The organism is Pseudomonas fluorescens (genome assembly GCF_001648775.1).
Lineage (GTDB): Bacteria > Pseudomonadota > Gammaproteobacteria > Pseudomonadales > Pseudomonadaceae > Aquipseudomonas > Aquipseudomonas fluorescens_M.
Genome location: NZ_LVEJ01000010.1, coordinates 58,874 through 76,765, shown reverse-complemented (window position 1 = coordinate 76,765; position 17,892 = coordinate 58,874). Strand labels below are relative to the sequence as shown.

Genomic DNA, 17,892 nt, shown 5'->3' with positions numbered 1-17,892 from the left:
GAGGGGCCGCTTTTAACGCGCAATAAAAAACCCGTGATCGCTCACGGGTTTTTTCATTTCTGGCTTGGCGTTATGCCGGAGCCGAAGTGCGGATCAGGTGATCAAAAGCACTCAGCGAAGCCTTGGCGCCCTCGCCTACCGCAATCACGATCTGCTTGTACGGCACAGTGGTCACGTCGCCGGCAGCGAAGATCCCCGGAATCGAAGTTTCGCCGCGGTTATCGACAATAATCTCGCCCCGTGGCGACAGCTCGATGGTGCCCTTGAGCCAGTCAGTGTTCGGCAGCAAACCAATCTGCACGAAGATCCCTTCCAGCTCGACAGTGCGCACCTCGTCAGTGTTGCGATCCTTGTAGCGCAGACCGTTGACCTTCTCGCCGTTACCGGTGACTTCAGTGGTTTGCGCACTGGTGATCACGGTGACGTTCGGCAGGCTGTGCAGTTTGCGCTGCAATACGGCATCGGCACGCAGCTGTACGTCAAACTCCAGCAGCGTTACGTGCGACACGATACCGGCCAGGTCGATGGCTGCTTCAACGCCGGAGTTACCGCCGCCGATCACTGCCACACGCTTGCCTTTGAACAGCGGGCCGTCGCAGTGCGGGCAGTACGCCACGCCTTTGTTGCGATAGTCCTGCTCACCCGGCACGTTCATTTCACGCCACCGCGCGCCGGTTGCCAGAATCACGCTCTTGGCCTTCAGGGTCGCGCCGCTGGCAAAGTGAACTTCATGCAGCTCGCCGTTTTTGCCCGGGATCAACTTGTCGGCGCGCTGCAGATTCATGATGTCGACGTCGTACTGTTTGACGTGTTCTTCCAGCGCCGTGGCCAGTTTCGGCCCTTCGGTTTCCTGTACGGAAATGAAGTTTTCGATGGCCATGGTGTCCAGCACCTGTCCGCCAAAGCGTTCAGCGGCGACGCCAGTGCGAATGCCTTTACGTGCAGCGTAAATTGCGGCCGAAGCACCGGCCGGGCCACCGCCGACGACCAACACATCAAAGGCTTCCTTGGCACTGATCTTCTCGGCCTGACGCTCGATGGCGCCGGTGTCGAGTTTGGCGAGAATCTCTTCCAGACCCATGCGGCCCTGACCGAAGTTTTCACCGTTCAAGTAGATACTCGGCACGGCCATGATCTTGCGATCGTTGACTTCGTCCTGGAACAGCGCGCCGTCGATGGCGACGTGGCGGATGTTCGGGTTGAGCACGGCCATCAAGTTCAGTGCCTGGACCACGTCCGGGCAGTTCTGGCAGGACAGCGAGAAGTACGTCTCGAAGCTGAACTCGCCTTTGAGTGAGCGGATCTGCTCGATCACTTCAACACTGGCTTTCGATGGGTGGCCGCCGACTTGCAGCAAGGCCAGTACCAGCGAAGTGAACTCGTGGCCCATCGGGATACCGGCGAAACGCAGACTGATGTCAGCGCCCGGGCGGTTGATCGAAAACGATGGCTTGCGCGCGTCGTCACCGCTGTCGATCAGCGTAATTTGGCTCGAAAGACTAGTTACGTCTTTCAGCAGTTCCAGCATTTCACGGGATTTCGCACCGTCGTCGAGGGAGGCAACGATCTCGATCGGCTGGGTGACCCGTTCCAGGTACGATTTCAACTGGGCTTTAAGATTGGCGTCCAACATACGGGCGATTTCCTTTATTTGAGGCGAAAAAAAGCCCGAGCGAATCTCGCCCGGGCATTTTTATGGGGCGGTGCAGCGTACTTAAGAAGGTGCGGCGTACCGCCCTGAGTTGCGTGTCACAGACTTAGATCTTGCCGACCAGGTCCAGGGACGGTGCCAGAGTGGCCTCGCCTTCTTTCCACTTGGCTGGGCAAACTTCGCCTGGGTGAGCAGCAACGTACTGAGCAGCCTTGATCTTGCGCAGCAGCTCGGAAGCGTCACGGCCAACGCCGCCATCGTTCAGTTCAACGATTTTGATCTGGCCTTCAGGGTTGATCACGAAGGTGCCACGGTCAGCCAGGCCAACTTCTTCGATCAGCACGTCGAAGTTGCGGGAGATGGCGTGGGTCGGGTCGCCGATCATGGTGTATTCGATTTTGCCGATGGCTGGCGAGGTGTTGTGCCAGGCAGCGTGAGCAAAGTGGGTGTCGGTGGAAACGCTGTAGATCTCTACGCCCAGTTTCTGGAAGGCAGCGTAGTTGTCAGCCAGGTCTTCCAGCTCGGTTGGGCAAACGAAGGTGAAGTCGGCTGGGTAGAAGAACACGACCGACCACTTGCCTTTCAGGTCAGCGTCCGAGACTTGAACGAAGTCGCCGTTTTTGAACGCGGTAGCTTTGAACGGTTTTACTTGGCTGTTGATGATAGGCATTGATGACTCTCCGTCAGGGTTGTGAATTCGATGGGTGAATCCTACCCACTCACTCGACGGATGGCTCATTGGCAAACCTGATGCTGCTGATTTGTTTTCGCTATTAGCTGACTCTATTAATAGAAGAAAACGATATCTACGACGAAGCCGGGTTATCCGTAATCCGAGCCATCCCCTGGAATGGGCTGACTTCAACATAGCGCATCGCGGACTTCATATCCTTCCAGCCGACGTAACTCATCAACGATTTCAAATCCCAGCCACTTTGATGGGCCCACGTGGCAAAGCCGCGGCGCAGTGAGTGACTGGTGTAGTTCTCGGCGGCAATGCCCGCGCGCTGCAGCGCCTGGCGCAGTAGAGGAATGATGCTGTTGGCGTGTAGGCCTTCCTCGTTCAGATTGCCCCAGCGGTCGATGCTGCGGAAAACCGGGCCGCGCACCAGCGCCGCCTCGGTGATCCAGTCGATGTAGGCCTGCACCGGACACAACTTCAACAACGCCGGCGCTTGGTAGGTCTGACCGAGGTTTTCCCGATCACCCTTGCTGCGTGGCAGATACAAGGTGATGCCTTTGCCGGCGTGCGCTTGCACATGTTCGATCTGTAATCGGCACAACTCATCACTGCGAAAGCCGCGCCAGAATCCCAGCAGAATCAATGCGCGATCACGGTAAGCCTTGAGCAGTAACGGGCGATCCTGCTGCTCTTTTGCGGTTTGCGCCTCCTGCTCAAGCCAATCGACGACACGCTGCAGATCCTGCAACTGCAATGGCTCCGCCTGTTTCTCCTGCGCCGGGTGCAACGCGCGAATCCCTTTGAAGACCTTGCGCACCACTGGCGCCTTGGTCGGATCGGCAAATCCTTGGCTGTTGTGCCACTGCGCCAGCGCCGACAGACGCAGTTTCAGCGTATTGATCGACAGCTCCTCGGCGTGCGCCACCAGATACCGCGCGACGCTGTCGGCCGTGGCCGGCAGGAACCCGCCCCACTTCACTTCGAAATGCTCAATGGCCGCGCGATAGCTTCGGCGCGTGTTGTCACGGGTGGCGGCTTGCAGATAGCGATCCAGATCGCTCATGGGCTGTACTTCTCGCTGGCGTACTGATTGAAGGGTGCAGACAGGCATTTTGCCGTCTGACACTGGGTAATACCAGTATATCCCGCGTCTTTAATATCAAAGGTTTATCTTTATTTTTGAGATGGTACACTGCGTACTTTAGTGGCATGTACCACAGTACGTAACCGTAGGAGTTCACATGGCCCGTGGCGGCATTACCAAAGCACTGGTGCAGATCGCGCGCACAGCGATCCTCGCCCGTGGCGAACACCCGAGCATCGATGCAGTACGCATTGAAATGGGTAACACCGGCTCGAAAACCACGATCCATCGTTACCTGAAAGAGCTGGACGACGGCGCGCAACCTATTGAAGCCTCGGCAGAGCCAATCGATGATGAGTTGACCGCTCTCGTCTCTCGCCTCGCTCAGCGTCTGAAAGAGCAGGCGCAAGAGCCTATCGAGCAGGCCCGCGAGCAGTTTGAGGAACAGCGCGAAGCGTTGGAGTCGGAGCTGAAACAGGCGCGTCAGGCACTGGAAAAGCTCGAACACGAGCACGATATTCAAGGCGCGGCACTGGCGCGTGAATCCGAAGCGCTTGGCAATACGCGCTCGATGCTGCAAACCGAGCAAACCCGCAATGCCGGGCTCAATCAGGCGCTGGCCGATTTTGAATTGCGCTTGCAGGACAAGGACGAGCAGATCCGCTCACTGGAAGAGAAACACCTGCACGCTCGCGATGCACTCGAGCACTATCGCAACGCCAGCAAAGAGCAGCGCGAACAGGAACAGAGCCGTCACGAAGCACAAGTGCAGCAGATTCAAGCCGAATTGCGTCAGGCACAGCAAAGCGCAATGGTGCGCCAGGACGAAATCACCCAATTGCACCGTGACAACGAACGCCTGCTTACCGAGAACCGTGGCACACAGCGCGAGCTGAGCCTGATGCAGGATCAACTCAAACAGAGCAATCAGCGCCAGGATCAACTGCTGGAACAAGCGACCCGTGTCGACAGCGAGCGCACCCTCCTCCAGGAACGCTTGCGCGTGGCCACACTGGAAAGCCAGACACTCAAACAGAACGTCGAGGAGCAGACACTGCTCAACCAGTCACTGGAAAAGGAATTGAACAAGGCTCAGGCAAGCCTGGAAGAAAGCCAGCGTCTGGCGGCTACCGTTGCGGCAGCGCCAGACTCAGCCAAATCGAAAGACGCTTAAGCGCCGACCGGCGTACGCATGGTGACAAACTCTTCGGCGGCCGTCGGGTGCACCCCGATCGTGTCGTCGAAATCGCGCTTGGTCGCGCCAGCTTTCAAGGCAATCGCCAAGCCCTGAACGATCTCGCCGGCGTCCGGGCCAACCATGTGGCAGCCGAGGACCTTATCGGTCTTGCCGTCGACCACCAGCTTCATCAGCGTTTTCTCCTGACACTCGGTCAGGGTCAGCTTCATCGGCCGGAAACGGCTTTCGAAGATCACCACATCGTGGCCAGCCTCGCGCGCTTCCTCTTCGGTCAAACCGACCGTGCCGATGTTCGGCAGGCTGAATACCGCCGTCGGGATCATCTTGTAATCCACCGGACGATACTGCTCGGGCTTGAACAGACGACGCGCTACAGCCATGCCTTCGGCCAACGCCACAGGCGTCAGTTGCACGCGACCGATGACGTCGCCCAGCGCCAGAATCGATGGCTCACTGGTCTGGTATTGCTCGTCGACTTTGATAAAGCCTTTGTCGGTGAGCTGCACATCGGTGTTTTCCAGCCCCAGATTGTCGAGCATCGGGCGGCGGCCAGTGGCGTAGAAAATGCAATCCGCCTCAAGCTCCCGACCATCCTTAAGCGTGGCCTTCAGGCTGCCGTCGGCCTGCTTGTCGATACGCGCGATGTCGGCATTGAATTGCAGATCCAGACCGCGCTTGGTCAGCTCTTCCTGCAAGTGCTTGCGCACCGAACCATCAAAACCGCGCAGGAACAGATCACCGCGATACAGCAGCGTGGTGTTCGCGCCGAGGCCGTGGAAGATACCGGCGAACTCGACCGCGATGTAACCGCCACCGACCACCAGCACACGCTTTGGCAACTCTTTGAGGAAGAACGCCTCATTCGAACCAATGGCATGTTCGCGCCCCGGAATCTCCGGAATCTGTGGCCAGCCACCGGTGGCGATCAGAATGTTTTTCGCGGTAAAGCGCTCACCATTCACTTCAACTTCATGCGGACCAACAATCTTCGCGTGCGCCTCATGCAGGGTCACGCCGCTGTTGACCAGCAGATTGCGATAAATGCCATTGAGGCGATTGATCTCGCGATCCTTGTTGGCAATCAGCGTCGCCCAATCGAAATTCGCCTCTCCCAGACTCCAGCCAAAACCGGATGCCTGCTCAAAGTCTTCGGCAAAATGCGCGCCGTACACCAACAGCTTCTTCGGCACGCAACCGACGTTGACACAGGTCCCGCCCAGATAACGGCTCTCGGCCACCGCCACTTTCGCACCGAACCCGGCCGCAAAACGCGCAGCGCGCACACCGCCGGAACCGGCACCAATCACATAAAGGTCAAAATCGTAGGCCATTTCTATCTCCTCGGCAGGGGATCAGCATACCTGCAGATGCTCATTGAGCAAGCCTCTGCCGTTATGCCGATGACCAATGCCAAGGGTTCGAGCAGCAAGCTTTTGCTCAGTGACATTCTGCGGACTGAGCCTTTGGTAACCGCAGCGTACGCCAGGCGATCAAAACTGCTATGAATGCCAAACCGAAAGCGACCCACGATACCAATGCAATTCCGCCTTCAAATGCACTTCCCGCCTGCTGCATTAACTGTTGCGCTTGATCCCCCGCCAACCCCGTCGCCACATGATGAGCGCCAGCCAGCGTTTCACTTGCCAGCATCGTCTGGGCATCGCTCAAAAACGCTGGAAGCTGCAAGTCTGCGCGATAGTGAGCCGTAACCAGGCCACCAAGCAGGGTCGTCCCCAAAACGACGCCTACCTCATAGGCTGTTTCACTGATAGCGGAAGCTGCACCGGCCTTAGCTGGGGGCGCCGCCGACAAAATCACGTCATTGGAAACCGTAGCGATCGCGCCTACTCCGATATTCAGCAACGCGAACGCCGCAACCAATACCGCAAGACTACTGCCCACGCTGGCCACGAGTAAAAACGCCACAGCGGCGAAGGCCACCAGAATCGGTATCAGCACATGCACAGGCATACGCTGAGCGACCGGGACGACCGCCATTCCCACCACAATCGCCATGATTTGGCCCGGCACCAACGCTAGGCTCGCACTCAAAGGCGACATCTGCAGGACAATCTGCAAAAACTGAGTGGTGAAGAAAACAAAACCAACGAGGAACGCAAGACTCATCAAATTGATCAGAACAGACCCGCTAAAAGTCCCGTTGCGGAACAGAGTCATATCCATCAGCGGCACAGGAAGACGTAACTGGCGCCGGACAAACATCCAGCCTGCCAATACGCCGACCAGAAAGGCCCCCAGTACGACCCCGTCAACACCTTCACTGGCGGCATGCTTGATGCCGTAGACGATGCCACCCAAGGCGGCCATCGACTGAAGAATGCTGATCGGATCCAACGGCCCAGATGCATCACGCTCCGACTCAGGAAGCAATAGCGGACCCAACACCAACAGCGGAATCAGAACGGGTACCGCCAACAGAAAAATCGCGCCCCAATCAAAGAACTGCAGCAACACTCCGCCCACCAAAGGCCCCAGAGCCGAACCGACGGTCAATGTCGTGGCCCAGATCGCGACAGCCAGCCTGCGCTCCTCTCGATCCTCAAACACCGAACGTATCAATGCCAATGTGGAAGGCATCAGCATCGCCCCGAAAATCCCCATGCATGCACGCCCGATAATCAACTGCAAGGCCGTCTCAGAATAGGCGGTCAGCACCGATACCACAGCAAATCCGAGCGAGCCGATAAGCAGCAACTTGCGGTGCCCGACCCGATCTCCCAGACTACCCATGGACACCAGCAGTCCGGCGAGCACCAACGAGTAGGCGTCGATCATCCACAGTTGTTGACTGGCACTTGGGCACAAAGCTTCGGCGATTTTGGGTAATGCGAAACCCAGTACGGTGTTATCAACGGTTACCAGTAGCACTGGCAACATCAACACGCCGAGGCCGAACCAGCGCCTTGATGCGTTACTGCGGGTAGACTCATTTGTTAATGCCACGGATAAAACTCCTTAGACAAAAAGAGTGTTTCACGGGGCACTCTTCATACTCCCCCCCCGTGAAACGTTTTCCTACGCACTTCCCTGGCGTACATGGATCAGTTCAGCAGTGAAAACACGTGCTGACAATCGACTGCCCCCGAATTCAAACGACGACCCAATGCATTTGAAACACCTTGCAGATCATTGCTAAATCCATCGTAATCTTGGCTACGAACACTCTCCATCAAGCGCTTCATTCCCTCTGCCAACGCCTCACGATGTTTGATGGCGTGGTCATTTTCCAGCTGAATATCCCAATAAACTTCGGGTGGATTCACCAATACGCGAGACAACAACGCCATCATGGTACGCATAGGTGGCGGCATCACTTCCAGCGCGCTCTCAAGGTCCAGTGAGCACTTGGACAACGCAAGGCCAAAACCAAGAATGGCGGCGTGAGGCAACGCCTGACAAAGCGCCATCAGTTCGTCGTGCGCAACAGGCGTCATTCGCTTGATCTTCATTCCTGCGCCGAGCAGGTACTGTTCGATAAAGGTTGAAGGCGAATCTTCCGTATCCAAGCAAACAGCAACGGTACGCCCCTGAACGGAAAGCTTGGGTGAAAACATCGGGTTAATCCCGACAAAGGGCTGTTGAGGAGACTCATTCTTCAGAGCTCGGTAAAACGGATCCTGAACAGAACAAGTCGGAACAAATAAAACATTGCTCGAAACAGCCCCAAGCACCCAAGGTATTGACCGAATCGCCACACTTTCCGGCAAAGCAAAAACAACCGCCGTCGCCCCTTCAAAAATGTGTTCGGTATTACTGAACGGGTTGGTGACATCGACCTCATGAAAAACACTGGGCTGTTCTGGAGGCCTACGATCCACCACGCGGACATTGCATCCGTATTGCATAAGTATGCGGGTGAAGAGGGCCCCCACCAGCCCCGCACCACCCAGCACGACTACCGTGTCGTTCATCACGCTTCGCTCCCTGCGATAAAACTGTAGTAAGGCACGCTAGCCTTGACCAATGTCTCTTCAAGTTCCTGTTGCGGATCAGAGTGTGCAACGATCGCACCGCCAATACCGAAGGTCGCCTCGCCGTCCTGGACAACCGCTGTGCGTATGACAATGCTGAGCTCTGCAGCACCACTGAAAGATAACCATCCCAAAGCGCCAGAATAGATACCTCGTGCCGAGGATTCCAACACGTCAATGATTTCCATCGTGCGCTTCTTAGGTGCTCCGGTCATAGAGCCACCCGGAAAACAGGCGCGAATCGCCTCAAGCGTTGCCACTTCAGATCTAAGGTGACCGCGAACTGTGGAAACCAGTTGATGTACCGACGAGAAGCTTTCGACCGAGAAAATCTCGGGAACATGTACGCTTCCTGGACGACACACCTGATTCAAGTCATGGCGGACCAGATCGACAATCATCAGGTTCTCTGCTCTGTCCTTAGATGAAACCTGAAGCTCGTCACGCAGCCTCTGGTCTTCAAAAGGCAGCTTGCTGCGCGGCCTCGTTCCTTTGATTGGCCGGGACTCGATCATCCCGCTGTCATCAATTCTGAGAAAAGTCTCCGGCGATGCACTGAGCACCGAGAACTGCGCAAATGAAAGATATGCCCCATAAGGTACGGGGCTGGCATGACGCATTCGCTTGTAAGCACTCAATGGAACACCGTCGTATGCCATTTTTGCGCGATTAGTCAGACAAATCTCGTAAGACTCGCCATCGGTAATGTACTGCAGCGACTGAGTGATCTTGGCAATGTAATCATCCGGTCCATCATCAAGTGAAAGCTTCAGTTGATCTACAGCCCCAGGAACGAACTTTTCACCAAAAAGGGCGGGCGTTTCTACAAGCTCGGCGATGCGAGGCAGCGCCGGCCAAACGCCCGCCTCTCCCGTGGCAGTGATCATGCACTGATAAGCTTTACCGTCCTGATGATCGAAGACCAGAAAGTGCGGCGCAAACATGAATGCCGCATCCGGATGACTCGACCGATAGGTCTTTCCTCCTCCGGTCAGTGCTTTCAACTCATATCCCAGGTAACCGACAAAACCTCCCTTGAAACCAAATGGTAAGTACTGTGGAGTGGCGATCTGAACGGCTTCAAAAATCTGTGCAACCAAGGTGAAAAAGTCGCCTTTGATACTTTTTTTGCCTTTTGGCCCATCGAGTGTCAGGTATTCATCAGTGACATTGTAATCAAGCCTTATAGCGCCCTGCCCCTCCCCACTGCCCATGATCGAGTAACGAGCATTCGGTCTCTCCGACTTTTCGCTGTCCAGCCAGAACGCGAAACGGTCATTTGCATAAAGGGACGAAAATACCGCCTGGGGATCCATGTTTTCGGGCAGCTCGCGGTACGCGAGCTGCATATTCAGCTCGCCCCCCACCGCGACATAGGCGCTTTTTGACGAAGCGCATTCCGTATCGGACTCCAGCCGACTTCTCACACTGACATTGTGTTCAAGCGCCATGCGTATGAAGTTGCTCAGTAACGCATGCCCATACTCCGAATCAATGGACTCCGGGTGGAATTGCACGCCCCATATAGGCCGAGTGATGTGCTCGATTGCCATTACCACGCCTTCGGGCGTCCAGGCTGTGCATTGAAGCTCTAATGGCAAACTTGTGCACATCAACGAGTGGTACCTGACCACATCAAACTGCTCGGGCAAGTCCCGAAAAAGCCCTTTACCTGTATGCGTAATGGGGCTGCGATAGCCATGCACAGGACTTGGGGCATGCCCGACAGAACCGCCAAGGAATTGTGCAATACCCTGATGCCCCAGGCATATACCAAGTATCGGTACAGGAGAATGCAAAATGACACTACCGCAGACACCGAAATCCTCCTCTTCGGCAGGATATCCGGGGCCCGGCGACAACACCACAGCGTCATATCGTTCGATGCCCAGCTCGCTGTAGGAAACAGAGTTCTTTACAATGTCTGCAGATACCCCCGTTACCTCGAAAAGATATTGGGCGATGTTATGGGTAAAGGAGTCGAAGTTATCAATCATCAGTATTTTCATGAGGACACGCTCTGACTCAGACGCTGATTGATCAGCACGTCTTCCCGCACACACGTCTCCGCAATGATCAGATTGAATACCGATTCGGTGTATTCCGGCCTGAGCCCCGAAGCCAATGATCGCTCCTTGATCATATCGAGCACATAGGAAATTCGCCCGGGCTGCATCATCGCTATGCCATGTGCGGCTTTAAGCTCGGCAATATCCATGCACAACTTCATGCGCTCCGAAAGCAGATCAACCACCTGCAAATTTATCGAATCGAGCCTTTCTCGCAATGGTTGCAAAATGTTTGACGTTCCTGTCTGTGTTAACTGTCCTTGTTGTTGCATACATGCACCTCCATTAGCCAATTTCTACAAGGTATACGACGGTCATATTCAGGCTGGTTCGCTGAGATTCGGTGCCCACGTCCCGTTTCGCGACAACACTTGCAAAGCAACCCCGAGCGATCTGATCTCTTGCTCACTGTGATCAGCCGACACTGCAAATCGCAGCATTGCCTTACCTTTGGCGATGATCGGATAAAAGACAGGGAACAGCAGCATGCCCTGATCGCGCAGGGCCCGTGCAGCCTGTAATCCGGCCTCTTCGGTTTCAAAAAAGGCCCCCCTGACTGGCGATTGAATACCAGCATTGAGCAACTGGTGATCGGTGACAGAATCTAAAAGGCGGACGTTTTTCCAGAGGCGCCGTTGCAGCACATCAATTTCATCAGTGAGATGAATTTGCGCCGAGGCAACATTCGCCGCGAGCATCGGCACCATAATGGAGTGACCAAATATCAATGGGTTTGCTGAAGTTCGGATGATCTCGACATCCTGCGATTCCGAGACCACGACAAAACCACCTGCACCGCCGAAAGCCTTGGAAAGTGACCCGGCCAGAATAATATTTGCAGGCAACGAATGATCTACCGCAAAAAACGCATAACCCGCACCATGTCGGCCGACAATCGAAATACCGTGCGCATCGTCTACATATAGATATCCCTGCGCAGACTCTAATCGCCGGGAAAGTTCGGCTATGGGTACCAAACCACTCATTGATCCAATGCCATCAATCAAGAGCACTGGGGTTTCGCCCCTGTTCGAGCACTCTTTCAGCGTGTCGGTCAGCGACTCCAAATCAGTAGATTCAACTCTGGAAACAGAACCGAATTGCTCAAGAATCCCCCTCAGAACTTGCATCGAAGCATGGGCAGTTTTGTCCATTAGCCAATGCACTCTCTTTCTGATGGGATAGCCCGCCAATGACCCACTGCCCAACAGAGGCAGAACACCCAGATGCACACTGCTGGTAGAGGTGAACACTGCAACCGCGCTACCTCTGTAAACCTGACCAAGCAGATCCTCCAGGTGAGGTAGATAATGCGGACGCATCGCACTCCGAGAAGAGGACAGGTGCAGCCCGCATTTGTTGAGTGCCCGTTGTGCAGCCTCAATCAGTGCAGGATGGGTTTCGAGCCCCAAATACGAGCACGACACAAATTCGGTGTACACACCTCCTTCCTGAAGGGTGATCTGCTTGCCGATACGACTCGTGACGGTAAAACCCGTCAACCCTTCCTCATAGGCAGTTGTCAGTGCACCGGTGGTGTTGCCACGGCGAATGCTCATCCAGTCTTGCTTGACTTGCACATCCATTGCTAAAGCTCCTTTCCAAATTTACTGAGGCTTGCGGCCGATAGTCATTACCGAGCTGCCCGACGCATCAGACTGGTCCTTGTCAATCACTGTTTGTATCTCTGCCAGATGAGCGAGCCTGAACAGTTCTCGCAACGCTTCGGCCTGATCCTCGCCGTGCTCCATCACAAGCCAGCCATCGCGAACGAGCAATCGGTCGGCGAGAGCAATAATCTGCCGAATCAACTCAAGACCATCGGCCCCGGAATAAACAGACGCAGGAGGATGGTGCTCACCCCATTCGGGCAGCAACTCCTGGGCCTGCGGAACGTAGGGAGGATTGGCGACAATAAGGTCGATCTGCTGATCAAATTGCGCAAACGCCTTTTCGTCGAGAATATCTGCCTGCAGGTGGTCTGCGTGTACGCCCTTGAACGACAAGCGATCAATATTGCGTTTGAGATACTGGATGGCTATCGGATCAAACTCTACGCAAGTGACGTCGAGATCAGGTCTGCGCCGGGCAATCGCCAGACCGATGGCGCCGCTGCCCGCACACAGATCCAGAACCTTTGAGCCCGACTCCAGCGCTGCACTGCGCTCAATCCATTTGTGAATGACTCTGCTATGAGGTCGCGGGATGAACACCCCACTCCCGACGACAAGCGACAAATCGTCAAAGTCCACCGTGCCGACAATATGCCCGAGCGGAATCCGGTTGCAGCGCTCCTGGACCGCCAACATGAACTCCTCCAGTGCCAAACTCTTATCCGCGCGCTCGATAAAGCGATCCACAAGACAACTCAGGTCTTCTTCCAGACTCCAGACGCCGGACTTTTTCAGCAGTTCTCGCGCCTGGTCAATAGCGAGGAACTCACGTTCAGTAAGACTCATGACCACTCCCGGTAATATTGGGAGAGTTTATTCAGGATTGACTCGTACAGATAAGAAAACGCTACCAACTCCGGTGGCGGAGTAAACGACGGGTGCAAATCATCTATCAACTTTTGATAGTTGCGCGACAACCCCTCATCCAGCAGTGGAAACCAATAAGGTTTTATATCCCAGCGATACTCATAGCCCGTTGCAAACATCTGTTGCACCGTTTCTTTAACAGTGTTTTCGCGGGCAAATCCGGTCAGTGGAGCGCGCACTGGCGTAAACGGACTGAGATCAAGACTATTACTTTTCATGCCAGTCAAACAGTCAGCTATATAGCCTGCCAATAACGGCGACTGATGCAACCCGTCCCGATAAGTGCCTGTTGCGAGCCAAAGCCCCTCTATACCGCACTCACCTATCAATGGGAATCCGTCTGCCGGAATGGGCCTGTTGCCGACCTGAATGGAAATGACTTCTGCTCCATGGAGATCTAAACTCAACTGATCGACAGCACAATCAAGCAAGAACTGCACATCCGAAATCAGCGCGTATTTCTTAGGCTGCTCGGAAATAATATTGGTCGCCCCAAGGTATAGAATTCCATCACCACGGGGGACGCAGTGCAGGCCGCAGGCAAATGCACGGTTCGGGGTACGAATGACGGAGTTAGGCAGATCGCCCCCCTCCGGCATTTTCACCAGTATGGACACGCCATACCCACTGAACAATGGTGGAATCCTCTTAACCACCTCGTCAAAGTGACTCAGCAAATCCAGAGAGTGAACGCCCGCAGCGACGATGACTTTTCGTGCCCAAAGTACCTCTCCACTGCCCAACTCCACACCAGTGACTACACCGCCCTCTGCCAGCACTCGCTCGGCATTCTCATTCTTCAGAGTGCCCCCTTCAGCGACAAATGCAGCATCCAGTTTTTCCAGTAACAGGTGGGAGTTCACTGAATGTTCGTTCGGAATGTACAGCCCTCGTAGAGGACGAACGAGATGATTCGGCTTGAGCCACTCCATTTTACGTGGATCGATGACTTCGAAGGGTTCGCCATACTCAGTCAGCGTGCTCTCGATAGTGTCGTAGTTGACGCTATCGACTTCGTCCATGCCCGCCGTATTGAGCAAAACGTGAGTCCCCATTGCAGTGAACAGGGATGTCGGATTACCAGAAGAAACGGCCAAACGTTCCGCCCAGCTTGGCCATAGTTGCTGGGCTTGACGATCCATATCCAGCTTCAGGCGGCCAAAATCGCTCGCCAGCAACCCACTGGTAACCTCACCAAAACAACCGTTCATTGCCCCGGCAGCCCTCGAGGCTGCATTCGCACGATCGGTTTCGCCGACCCGACAGACTTTTAAACCTCGCGATGACAACTCATACGCGATTGAACCACCCACAGCACCCGCCCCTACAACAATGACGTCGAACTCCATGTTTTGACCTCAAAATATTACTTACGGTTTAAGAGAATTGAATTTCCACCTTTTTAAAAACAAAACATTTCTATAGTTTCGCTACATACCAGTTCAATAGAGCATTTGTTTCATATTGTATCTTTGAAATACCTTCACACATTCAACCAACAAAAAGCCAGCAAAGCCTAACAAACACGAAGGCTAACCAATCAGTTAATCATCGAAACTTAAATTAATATTTTTCGGCCGCATACCAAACTTAAATGTTAAGTTACAAAATATCGATTTTTCGGCAAAACAGCCAACGATGGCTGAACTTAGATATGGAAAAGACTGGAGATTAATTTTCCTTCTCGCGGAAACGCAAACGCCCCGAACAAGTCGGGGCGTTTGTTTTTTTGCGTCACACGAGCCGAGCCGTGTGACATACCTACAAACCGATCAAGCGCTCTTAATAAGCCTTGCCAGTCTTGTAGAAGTTCTCGAAGCAGAAGTTGGTCGCTTCGATGTAGCCTTCAGCGCCACCGCAGTCGAAACGCTTGCCTTTGAACTTGTAGGCCATGACGCAGCCGTTCTGGGCTTGTTTCATCAGGGCGTCGGTGATCTGGATTTCACCGCCCTTGCCTGGCTCGGTCTGTTCGATCAGGTCGAAGATGTCCGGGGTCAGGATGTAACGACCGATGATCGCCAGGTTCGACGGTGCGTCTTCCGGCTTTGGCTTCTCGACCATGCTGTGAACGCGATAGATGTCGTCGCGGATCATTTCGCCGGCGATGACGCCGTACTTGCTGGTTTCCTGCGGGTCGACTTCCTGGATGGCGATGATCGAGCAGCGGAACTGCTTGTACAGCTTGACCATCTGGGTCAGGACGCCGTCGCCTTCGAGGTTGACGCACAGGTCGTCCGCCAGGACCACGGCGAACGGTTCGTCACCGATCAGCGGGCGACCGGTCAGGATCGCGTGGCCGAGACCTTTCATTTCGGTCTGGCGGGTGTAGGAGAACGAGCACTCGTCGAGCAGTTTGCGGATACCGACCAGGTATTTCTCTTTGTCGGTGCCTTTGATCTGGTTTTCCAGCTCGTAGCTGATGTCGAAGTGGTCTTCCAGAGCGCGTTTGCCACGACCGGTCACGATCGAGATTTCCGTCAGGCCAGCGTCCAGAGCTTCTTCAACGCCGTACTGGATCAGTGGCTTGTTTACCACCGGCAGCATTTCTTTAGGCATGGCTTTAGTCGCTGGCAGGAAGCGAGTACCGTAACCGGCTGCTGGGAACAAGCATTTCTTGATCATATAAGTCCTTGAAAGGGCTGTGTGTACGAGTTTCGGCGCAGTCTAATCAGGCGGCGTGCACCTTACAATGCCCCGCACTGGCTAACCGATGCCAACATAGAGAAATATTCTCGCCGATAGTTCCATCGGCATCCTGGCGCAGCCAGATCAGCGTAGCTCAAAGCGCCCGACAAACTGAATCACCATACGCTCATCGCCCCCCAATGCGAGCATTTGCCGGTATCATGGCGCCTTTGAACCAGCGAACGAGACAAATAGATGGCCGCGGTAAAAATCATCAACGGGTATGTGATCGACAAGAAAGACGGCAAGTGGACGCTGACCACCACCAATGGTGAACACATTGCCGGGCCTTTCGACAGCGAGCAAATGGCGACCGATGTCGCTTCCGTATTTACGGACACTCCGGCATCGGCCAAGCGCCGTGGCAAAGATCAGGACTGATCTGCTGCGATATGCCCCAGCCCTGCCTTGAGCAGGGCTTTTTTGTGCCCACGTACAAACAAGTGGCCAAACGCTATAACCTTTTCACACCGGCGCTGTCAGAGCGTCTAGTCCCCTTCGCTGAAGACCATGAACATGACTCTGAAAAAATTCCTGCCACTGATTGCGGTATTGGCACTGGCCGGCTGTGCCACCTCTCAACCCACGTACCTGAACAACGGCGAACAAGGGCTGTCGATCGACTGCTCCGGCGAAGCCAACTCCTGGGCCACGTGCTACGAAAAAGCCGATGCATCGTGCGCTGGCACCGGTTATCGCATCGTCGGCACGGACGGTACGCCGCAGCCCAAAGAAAGCGACAAAACCCTGGGCGTCGATGTCGGCAACTACAAAAACCGCAGCGTTGTCGTGGTCTGCAAATAGACCTTACATATGAATTTCGGCGAATTTGATGCCGAGGCCGCGCACCACTTCGATCAGATCGTCGAGTCGATTGAATGACTCGACTTCGTCGTTATCGTCCACCAGGAAATAACTGCGCCCGGCGCTCTTCTTGAAAAACACGATCCACTCCCCCGGATTCGCCGGGTTCTGAATCACATGGGTGGCAGAGATCAGGCCCTCTACGTGGCGCTCCCGTACTTGCTCTCGCTTCATCGCGACTCCAGAAATGAAAATGCCGTCACAGCATGACTGTGACGGCATCAAGCTGATGACCCATAGTCTATCAGCCGGAAATGCACGCATTGGCAGCGTTGCGAACATCGCGCGGACGTACAGGCACATTCGACATGCGCTCATGCAGCTTGATGCTGCTGCCGCCGGAGCGATCTTCGATATCAAACACGGCGGCCGGGCCCGAGGACAGCTTCCCCGGAACGATCACTCGCACGCCGTCCTTGTGCGGTTGGACTTGCAGTGCGCCACGGCTGTCAGCCAGTTTATCGACGAGGCACTGCGCATATTCATGGGGTTTCTTGCCAGAGATCACGCTCACGGTCGGCAGCGTTTCATTGATTTCGGAAACACTCGCGCAACCACCCAAAGCCAAAACCACCGGCAGACACACCACACCCCACTTCATACAAAACCTCCGTTAAAGACCGTCCGACAGCACAAATGCCGTTTTTCTCCGGGGTCTTCTGCATTTAACCCGCATCCAATCGCGAATATCTGTTCAAAATTGTCAAAGCAACGCCCGACGGCCAGATAATAACCCGTTCAGGCTGATAAACTGCGCTCATTGACAAGCTATCGTTTTGATTTTGTAGAAAAAGCCCTTCTGGAGGCGCCCATGAAATTTATTCACCAGCGCGAGCACCTCAACGAAGACGACATCGTCGTCATCCAATGCTCGCAAATGTGCAACATCCGTCTGATGAACGACGCCAACTTCCGCAGCTTTAAAAATGGCGGACGTCACACCTATCACGGCGGCGCTTTCGACACCTTTCCGGCCCGCATCACTGCGCCGAGCACCGGTTTCTGGAACATCACCATCGACACCGTCAACCGTCGCCCTATCAGCGTGACTCGCAAACCGACGTTGACGCATTCGATCAAGATCATCCGCCGCTCCAGCACCAAACTCAGCTGAGCCGTTCCGCCCA

General features: G+C 54.8%; 18 protein-coding genes. 4 read left to right on the top strand and 14 right to left on the bottom strand.

The window, feature by feature from the left end; translation table 11 throughout:
- Positions 1-70 precede the first annotated feature (70 nt).
- The 3 genes from ahpF to A8O26_RS10580 all read right to left on the bottom strand — a co-directional run bounded on the left by ahpF (position 71) and on the right by A8O26_RS10580 (position 3,396).
- Positions 71-1,633, bottom strand: a complete 1,563-nt coding sequence (gene ahpF / locus A8O26_RS10590) for an alkyl hydroperoxide reductase subunit F (RefSeq protein ID WP_064117940.1) — start codon at positions 1,631-1,633, stop codon at positions 71-73.
- A 124-nt stretch (positions 1,634-1,757) separates the two neighbouring features.
- On the bottom strand, positions 1,758-2,321 hold the full coding sequence (gene ahpC, locus A8O26_RS10585) for an alkyl hydroperoxide reductase subunit C (RefSeq protein ID WP_007912224.1): 564 nt from the start codon (positions 2,319-2,321) through the stop codon (positions 1,758-1,760).
- A gap of 136 nt (positions 2,322-2,457) precedes the next feature.
- Positions 2,458-3,396 (bottom strand): site-specific integrase, encoded by a 939-nt coding sequence (locus A8O26_RS10580; RefSeq protein WP_064117939.1) that lies wholly within the window; start codon positions 3,394-3,396, stop codon positions 2,458-2,460.
- Between the two features lie 178 nt (positions 3,397-3,574).
- On the opposite strand from A8O26_RS10580, the gene A8O26_RS10575 reads away from it, so the two are divergent.
- Positions 3,575-4,591 carry a DNA-binding protein gene (locus A8O26_RS10575; protein ID WP_064117938.1) on the top strand — a complete coding sequence of 339 codons (1,017 nt, stop codon included), beginning with the start codon at positions 3,575-3,577 and terminating at the stop codon, positions 4,589-4,591.
- Here A8O26_RS10575 and gorA read toward each other — a convergent pair.
- From gorA to galU, 9 genes are all read right to left on the bottom strand, one after another.
- Positions 4,588-5,946, bottom strand: coding sequence for a glutathione-disulfide reductase (gorA, locus tag A8O26_RS10570; RefSeq protein ID WP_008082669.1), 1,359 nt, complete (start codon positions 5,944-5,946; stop codon positions 4,588-4,590). The two genes, A8O26_RS10575 and gorA, sit on opposite strands and share 4 nt — an antisense overlap.
- Before the next feature lie 106 nt (positions 5,947-6,052).
- Positions 6,053-7,579, bottom strand: a complete 1,527-nt coding sequence (locus A8O26_RS10565; protein ID WP_064117937.1) for an MFS transporter — start codon at positions 7,577-7,579, stop codon at positions 6,053-6,055.
- A 98-nt stretch (positions 7,580-7,677) separates the two neighbouring features.
- On the bottom strand, positions 7,678-8,547 hold the full coding sequence (locus A8O26_RS10560) for a prephenate dehydrogenase dimerization domain-containing protein (protein WP_064117936.1): 870 nt from the start codon (positions 8,545-8,547) through the stop codon (positions 7,678-7,680).
- The gene (pabB, locus tag A8O26_RS10555; protein ID WP_064117935.1) at positions 8,547-10,616 is read right to left on the bottom strand and encodes an aminodeoxychorismate synthase component I; all 2,070 of its coding nucleotides are present in this window, start codon (positions 10,614-10,616) and stop codon (positions 8,547-8,549) included. The genes A8O26_RS10560 and pabB overlap by 1 nt, the downstream gene beginning before the upstream one ends.
- Entirely contained in the window at positions 10,613-10,948 is a 336-nt protein-coding gene (locus A8O26_RS10550; RefSeq protein ID WP_064117934.1) for a chorismate mutase, read from the bottom strand. The genes pabB and A8O26_RS10550 overlap by 4 nt, the downstream gene beginning before the upstream one ends.
- A 48-nt stretch (positions 10,949-10,996) precedes the next feature.
- Complete coding sequence (locus A8O26_RS10545; RefSeq protein ID WP_064117933.1) at positions 10,997-12,262, bottom strand: aminotransferase class I/II-fold pyridoxal phosphate-dependent enzyme; 1,266 nt, start codon at positions 12,260-12,262, stop codon at positions 10,997-10,999.
- Between the two features lie 21 nt (positions 12,263-12,283).
- On the bottom strand, positions 12,284-13,135 hold the full coding sequence (locus A8O26_RS10540; protein WP_064117932.1) for a HemK/PrmC family methyltransferase: 852 nt from the start codon (positions 13,133-13,135) through the stop codon (positions 12,284-12,286).
- Positions 13,132-14,565: an NAD(P)/FAD-dependent oxidoreductase gene (locus A8O26_RS10535; protein ID WP_064117931.1), complete on the bottom strand. Its 1,434-nt coding sequence runs from the start codon at positions 14,563-14,565 to the stop codon at positions 13,132-13,134. Before A8O26_RS10535 ends, A8O26_RS10540 begins: the two co-directional genes overlap by 4 nt.
- Before the next feature lie 433 nt (positions 14,566-14,998).
- A complete protein-coding gene (gene galU, locus A8O26_RS10530; RefSeq protein WP_007912230.1) occupies positions 14,999-15,838 on the bottom strand; it encodes a UTP--glucose-1-phosphate uridylyltransferase GalU in 840 nt (279 codons plus the stop codon).
- Positions 15,839-16,096: 258 nt separating this feature from the next.
- On the opposite strand from galU, the gene A8O26_RS10525 reads away from it, so the two are divergent.
- Together A8O26_RS10525 and A8O26_RS10520 are read left to right on the top strand one after the other, a co-directional pair.
- On the top strand, positions 16,097-16,282 hold the full coding sequence (locus tag A8O26_RS10525; RefSeq protein WP_007912238.1) for a hypothetical protein: 186 nt from the start codon (positions 16,097-16,099) through the stop codon (positions 16,280-16,282).
- A gap of 129 nt (positions 16,283-16,411) precedes the next feature.
- Positions 16,412-16,705, top strand: coding sequence for a hypothetical protein (locus tag A8O26_RS10520; protein WP_404943022.1), 294 nt, complete (start codon positions 16,412-16,414; stop codon positions 16,703-16,705).
- A 3-nt stretch (positions 16,706-16,708) separates the two neighbouring features.
- Here A8O26_RS10520 and A8O26_RS10515 read toward each other — a convergent pair whose 3' ends face one another.
- Together A8O26_RS10515 and A8O26_RS10510 are read right to left on the bottom strand one after the other, a co-directional pair.
- Positions 16,709-16,939, bottom strand: coding sequence for a hypothetical protein (locus tag A8O26_RS10515; RefSeq protein ID WP_008082673.1), 231 nt, complete (start codon positions 16,937-16,939; stop codon positions 16,709-16,711).
- A gap of 70 nt (positions 16,940-17,009) precedes the next feature.
- Positions 17,010-17,366 carry a hypothetical protein gene (locus tag A8O26_RS10510; protein WP_064117929.1) on the bottom strand — a complete coding sequence of 119 codons (357 nt, stop codon included), beginning with the start codon at positions 17,364-17,366 and terminating at the stop codon, positions 17,010-17,012.
- A gap of 210 nt (positions 17,367-17,576) precedes the next feature.
- Between A8O26_RS10510 and A8O26_RS10505 the strand changes: the two genes are divergently transcribed.
- Entirely contained in the window at positions 17,577-17,879 is a 303-nt protein-coding gene (locus tag A8O26_RS10505; RefSeq protein WP_016984992.1) for a DUF1883 domain-containing protein, read from the top strand.
- The last annotated feature ends 13 nt before the right edge of the window (positions 17,880-17,892 follow it).

Excerpts from the sequence above, each read along its gene's own strand:
- A8O26_RS10550 (WP_064117934.1), bottom strand. The coding sequence starts at position 10,948 with ATGCAACAACAAGGACAGTTAACACAGACAGGAACGTCAAACATTTTG.
- ahpF (WP_064117940.1), bottom strand. The coding sequence starts at position 1,633 with ATGTTGGACGCCAATCTTAAAGCCCAGTTGAAATCGTACCTGGAACGG.
- A8O26_RS10560 (WP_064117936.1), bottom strand. The coding sequence starts at position 8,547 with ATGAACGACACGGTAGTCGTGCTGGGTGGTGCGGGGCTGGTGGGGGCC.
- A8O26_RS10580 (WP_064117939.1), bottom strand. The coding sequence starts at position 3,396 with ATGAGCGATCTGGATCGCTATCTGCAAGCCGCCACCCGTGACAACACG.
- A8O26_RS10510 (WP_064117929.1), bottom strand. The coding sequence starts at position 17,366 with ATGAAGTGGGGTGTGGTGTGTCTGCCGGTGGTTTTGGCTTTGGGTGGT.
- A8O26_RS10535 (WP_064117931.1), bottom strand. The coding sequence starts at position 14,565 with ATGGAGTTCGACGTCATTGTTGTAGGGGCGGGTGCTGTGGGTGGTTCA.
- galU (WP_007912230.1), bottom strand. The coding sequence starts at position 15,838 with ATGATCAAGAAATGCTTGTTCCCAGCAGCCGGTTACGGTACTCGCTTC.
- A8O26_RS10545 (WP_064117933.1), bottom strand. The coding sequence starts at position 12,262 with ATGGATGTGCAAGTCAAGCAAGACTGGATGAGCATTCGCCGTGGCAAC.
- A8O26_RS10540 (WP_064117932.1), bottom strand. The coding sequence starts at position 13,135 with ATGAGTCTTACTGAACGTGAGTTCCTCGCTATTGACCAGGCGCGAGAA.
- gorA (WP_008082669.1), bottom strand. The coding sequence starts at position 5,946 with ATGGCCTACGATTTTGACCTTTATGTGATTGGTGCCGGTTCCGGCGGT.
- A8O26_RS10515 (WP_008082673.1), bottom strand. The coding sequence starts at position 16,939 with ATGAAGCGAGAGCAAGTACGGGAGCGCCACGTAGAGGGCCTGATCTCT.
- pabB (WP_064117935.1), bottom strand. The coding sequence starts at position 10,616 with ATGAAAATACTGATGATTGATAACTTCGACTCCTTTACCCATAACATC.
- A8O26_RS10525 (WP_007912238.1), top strand. The coding sequence starts at position 16,097 with ATGGCCGCGGTAAAAATCATCAACGGGTATGTGATCGACAAGAAAGAC.
- A8O26_RS10520 (WP_404943022.1), top strand. The coding sequence starts at position 16,412 with ATGAACATGACTCTGAAAAAATTCCTGCCACTGATTGCGGTATTGGCA.
- A8O26_RS10575 (WP_064117938.1), top strand. The coding sequence starts at position 3,575 with ATGGCCCGTGGCGGCATTACCAAAGCACTGGTGCAGATCGCGCGCACA.
- A8O26_RS10505 (WP_016984992.1), top strand. The coding sequence starts at position 17,577 with ATGAAATTTATTCACCAGCGCGAGCACCTCAACGAAGACGACATCGTC.
- ahpC (WP_007912224.1), bottom strand. The coding sequence starts at position 2,321 with ATGCCTATCATCAACAGCCAAGTAAAACCGTTCAAAGCTACCGCGTTC.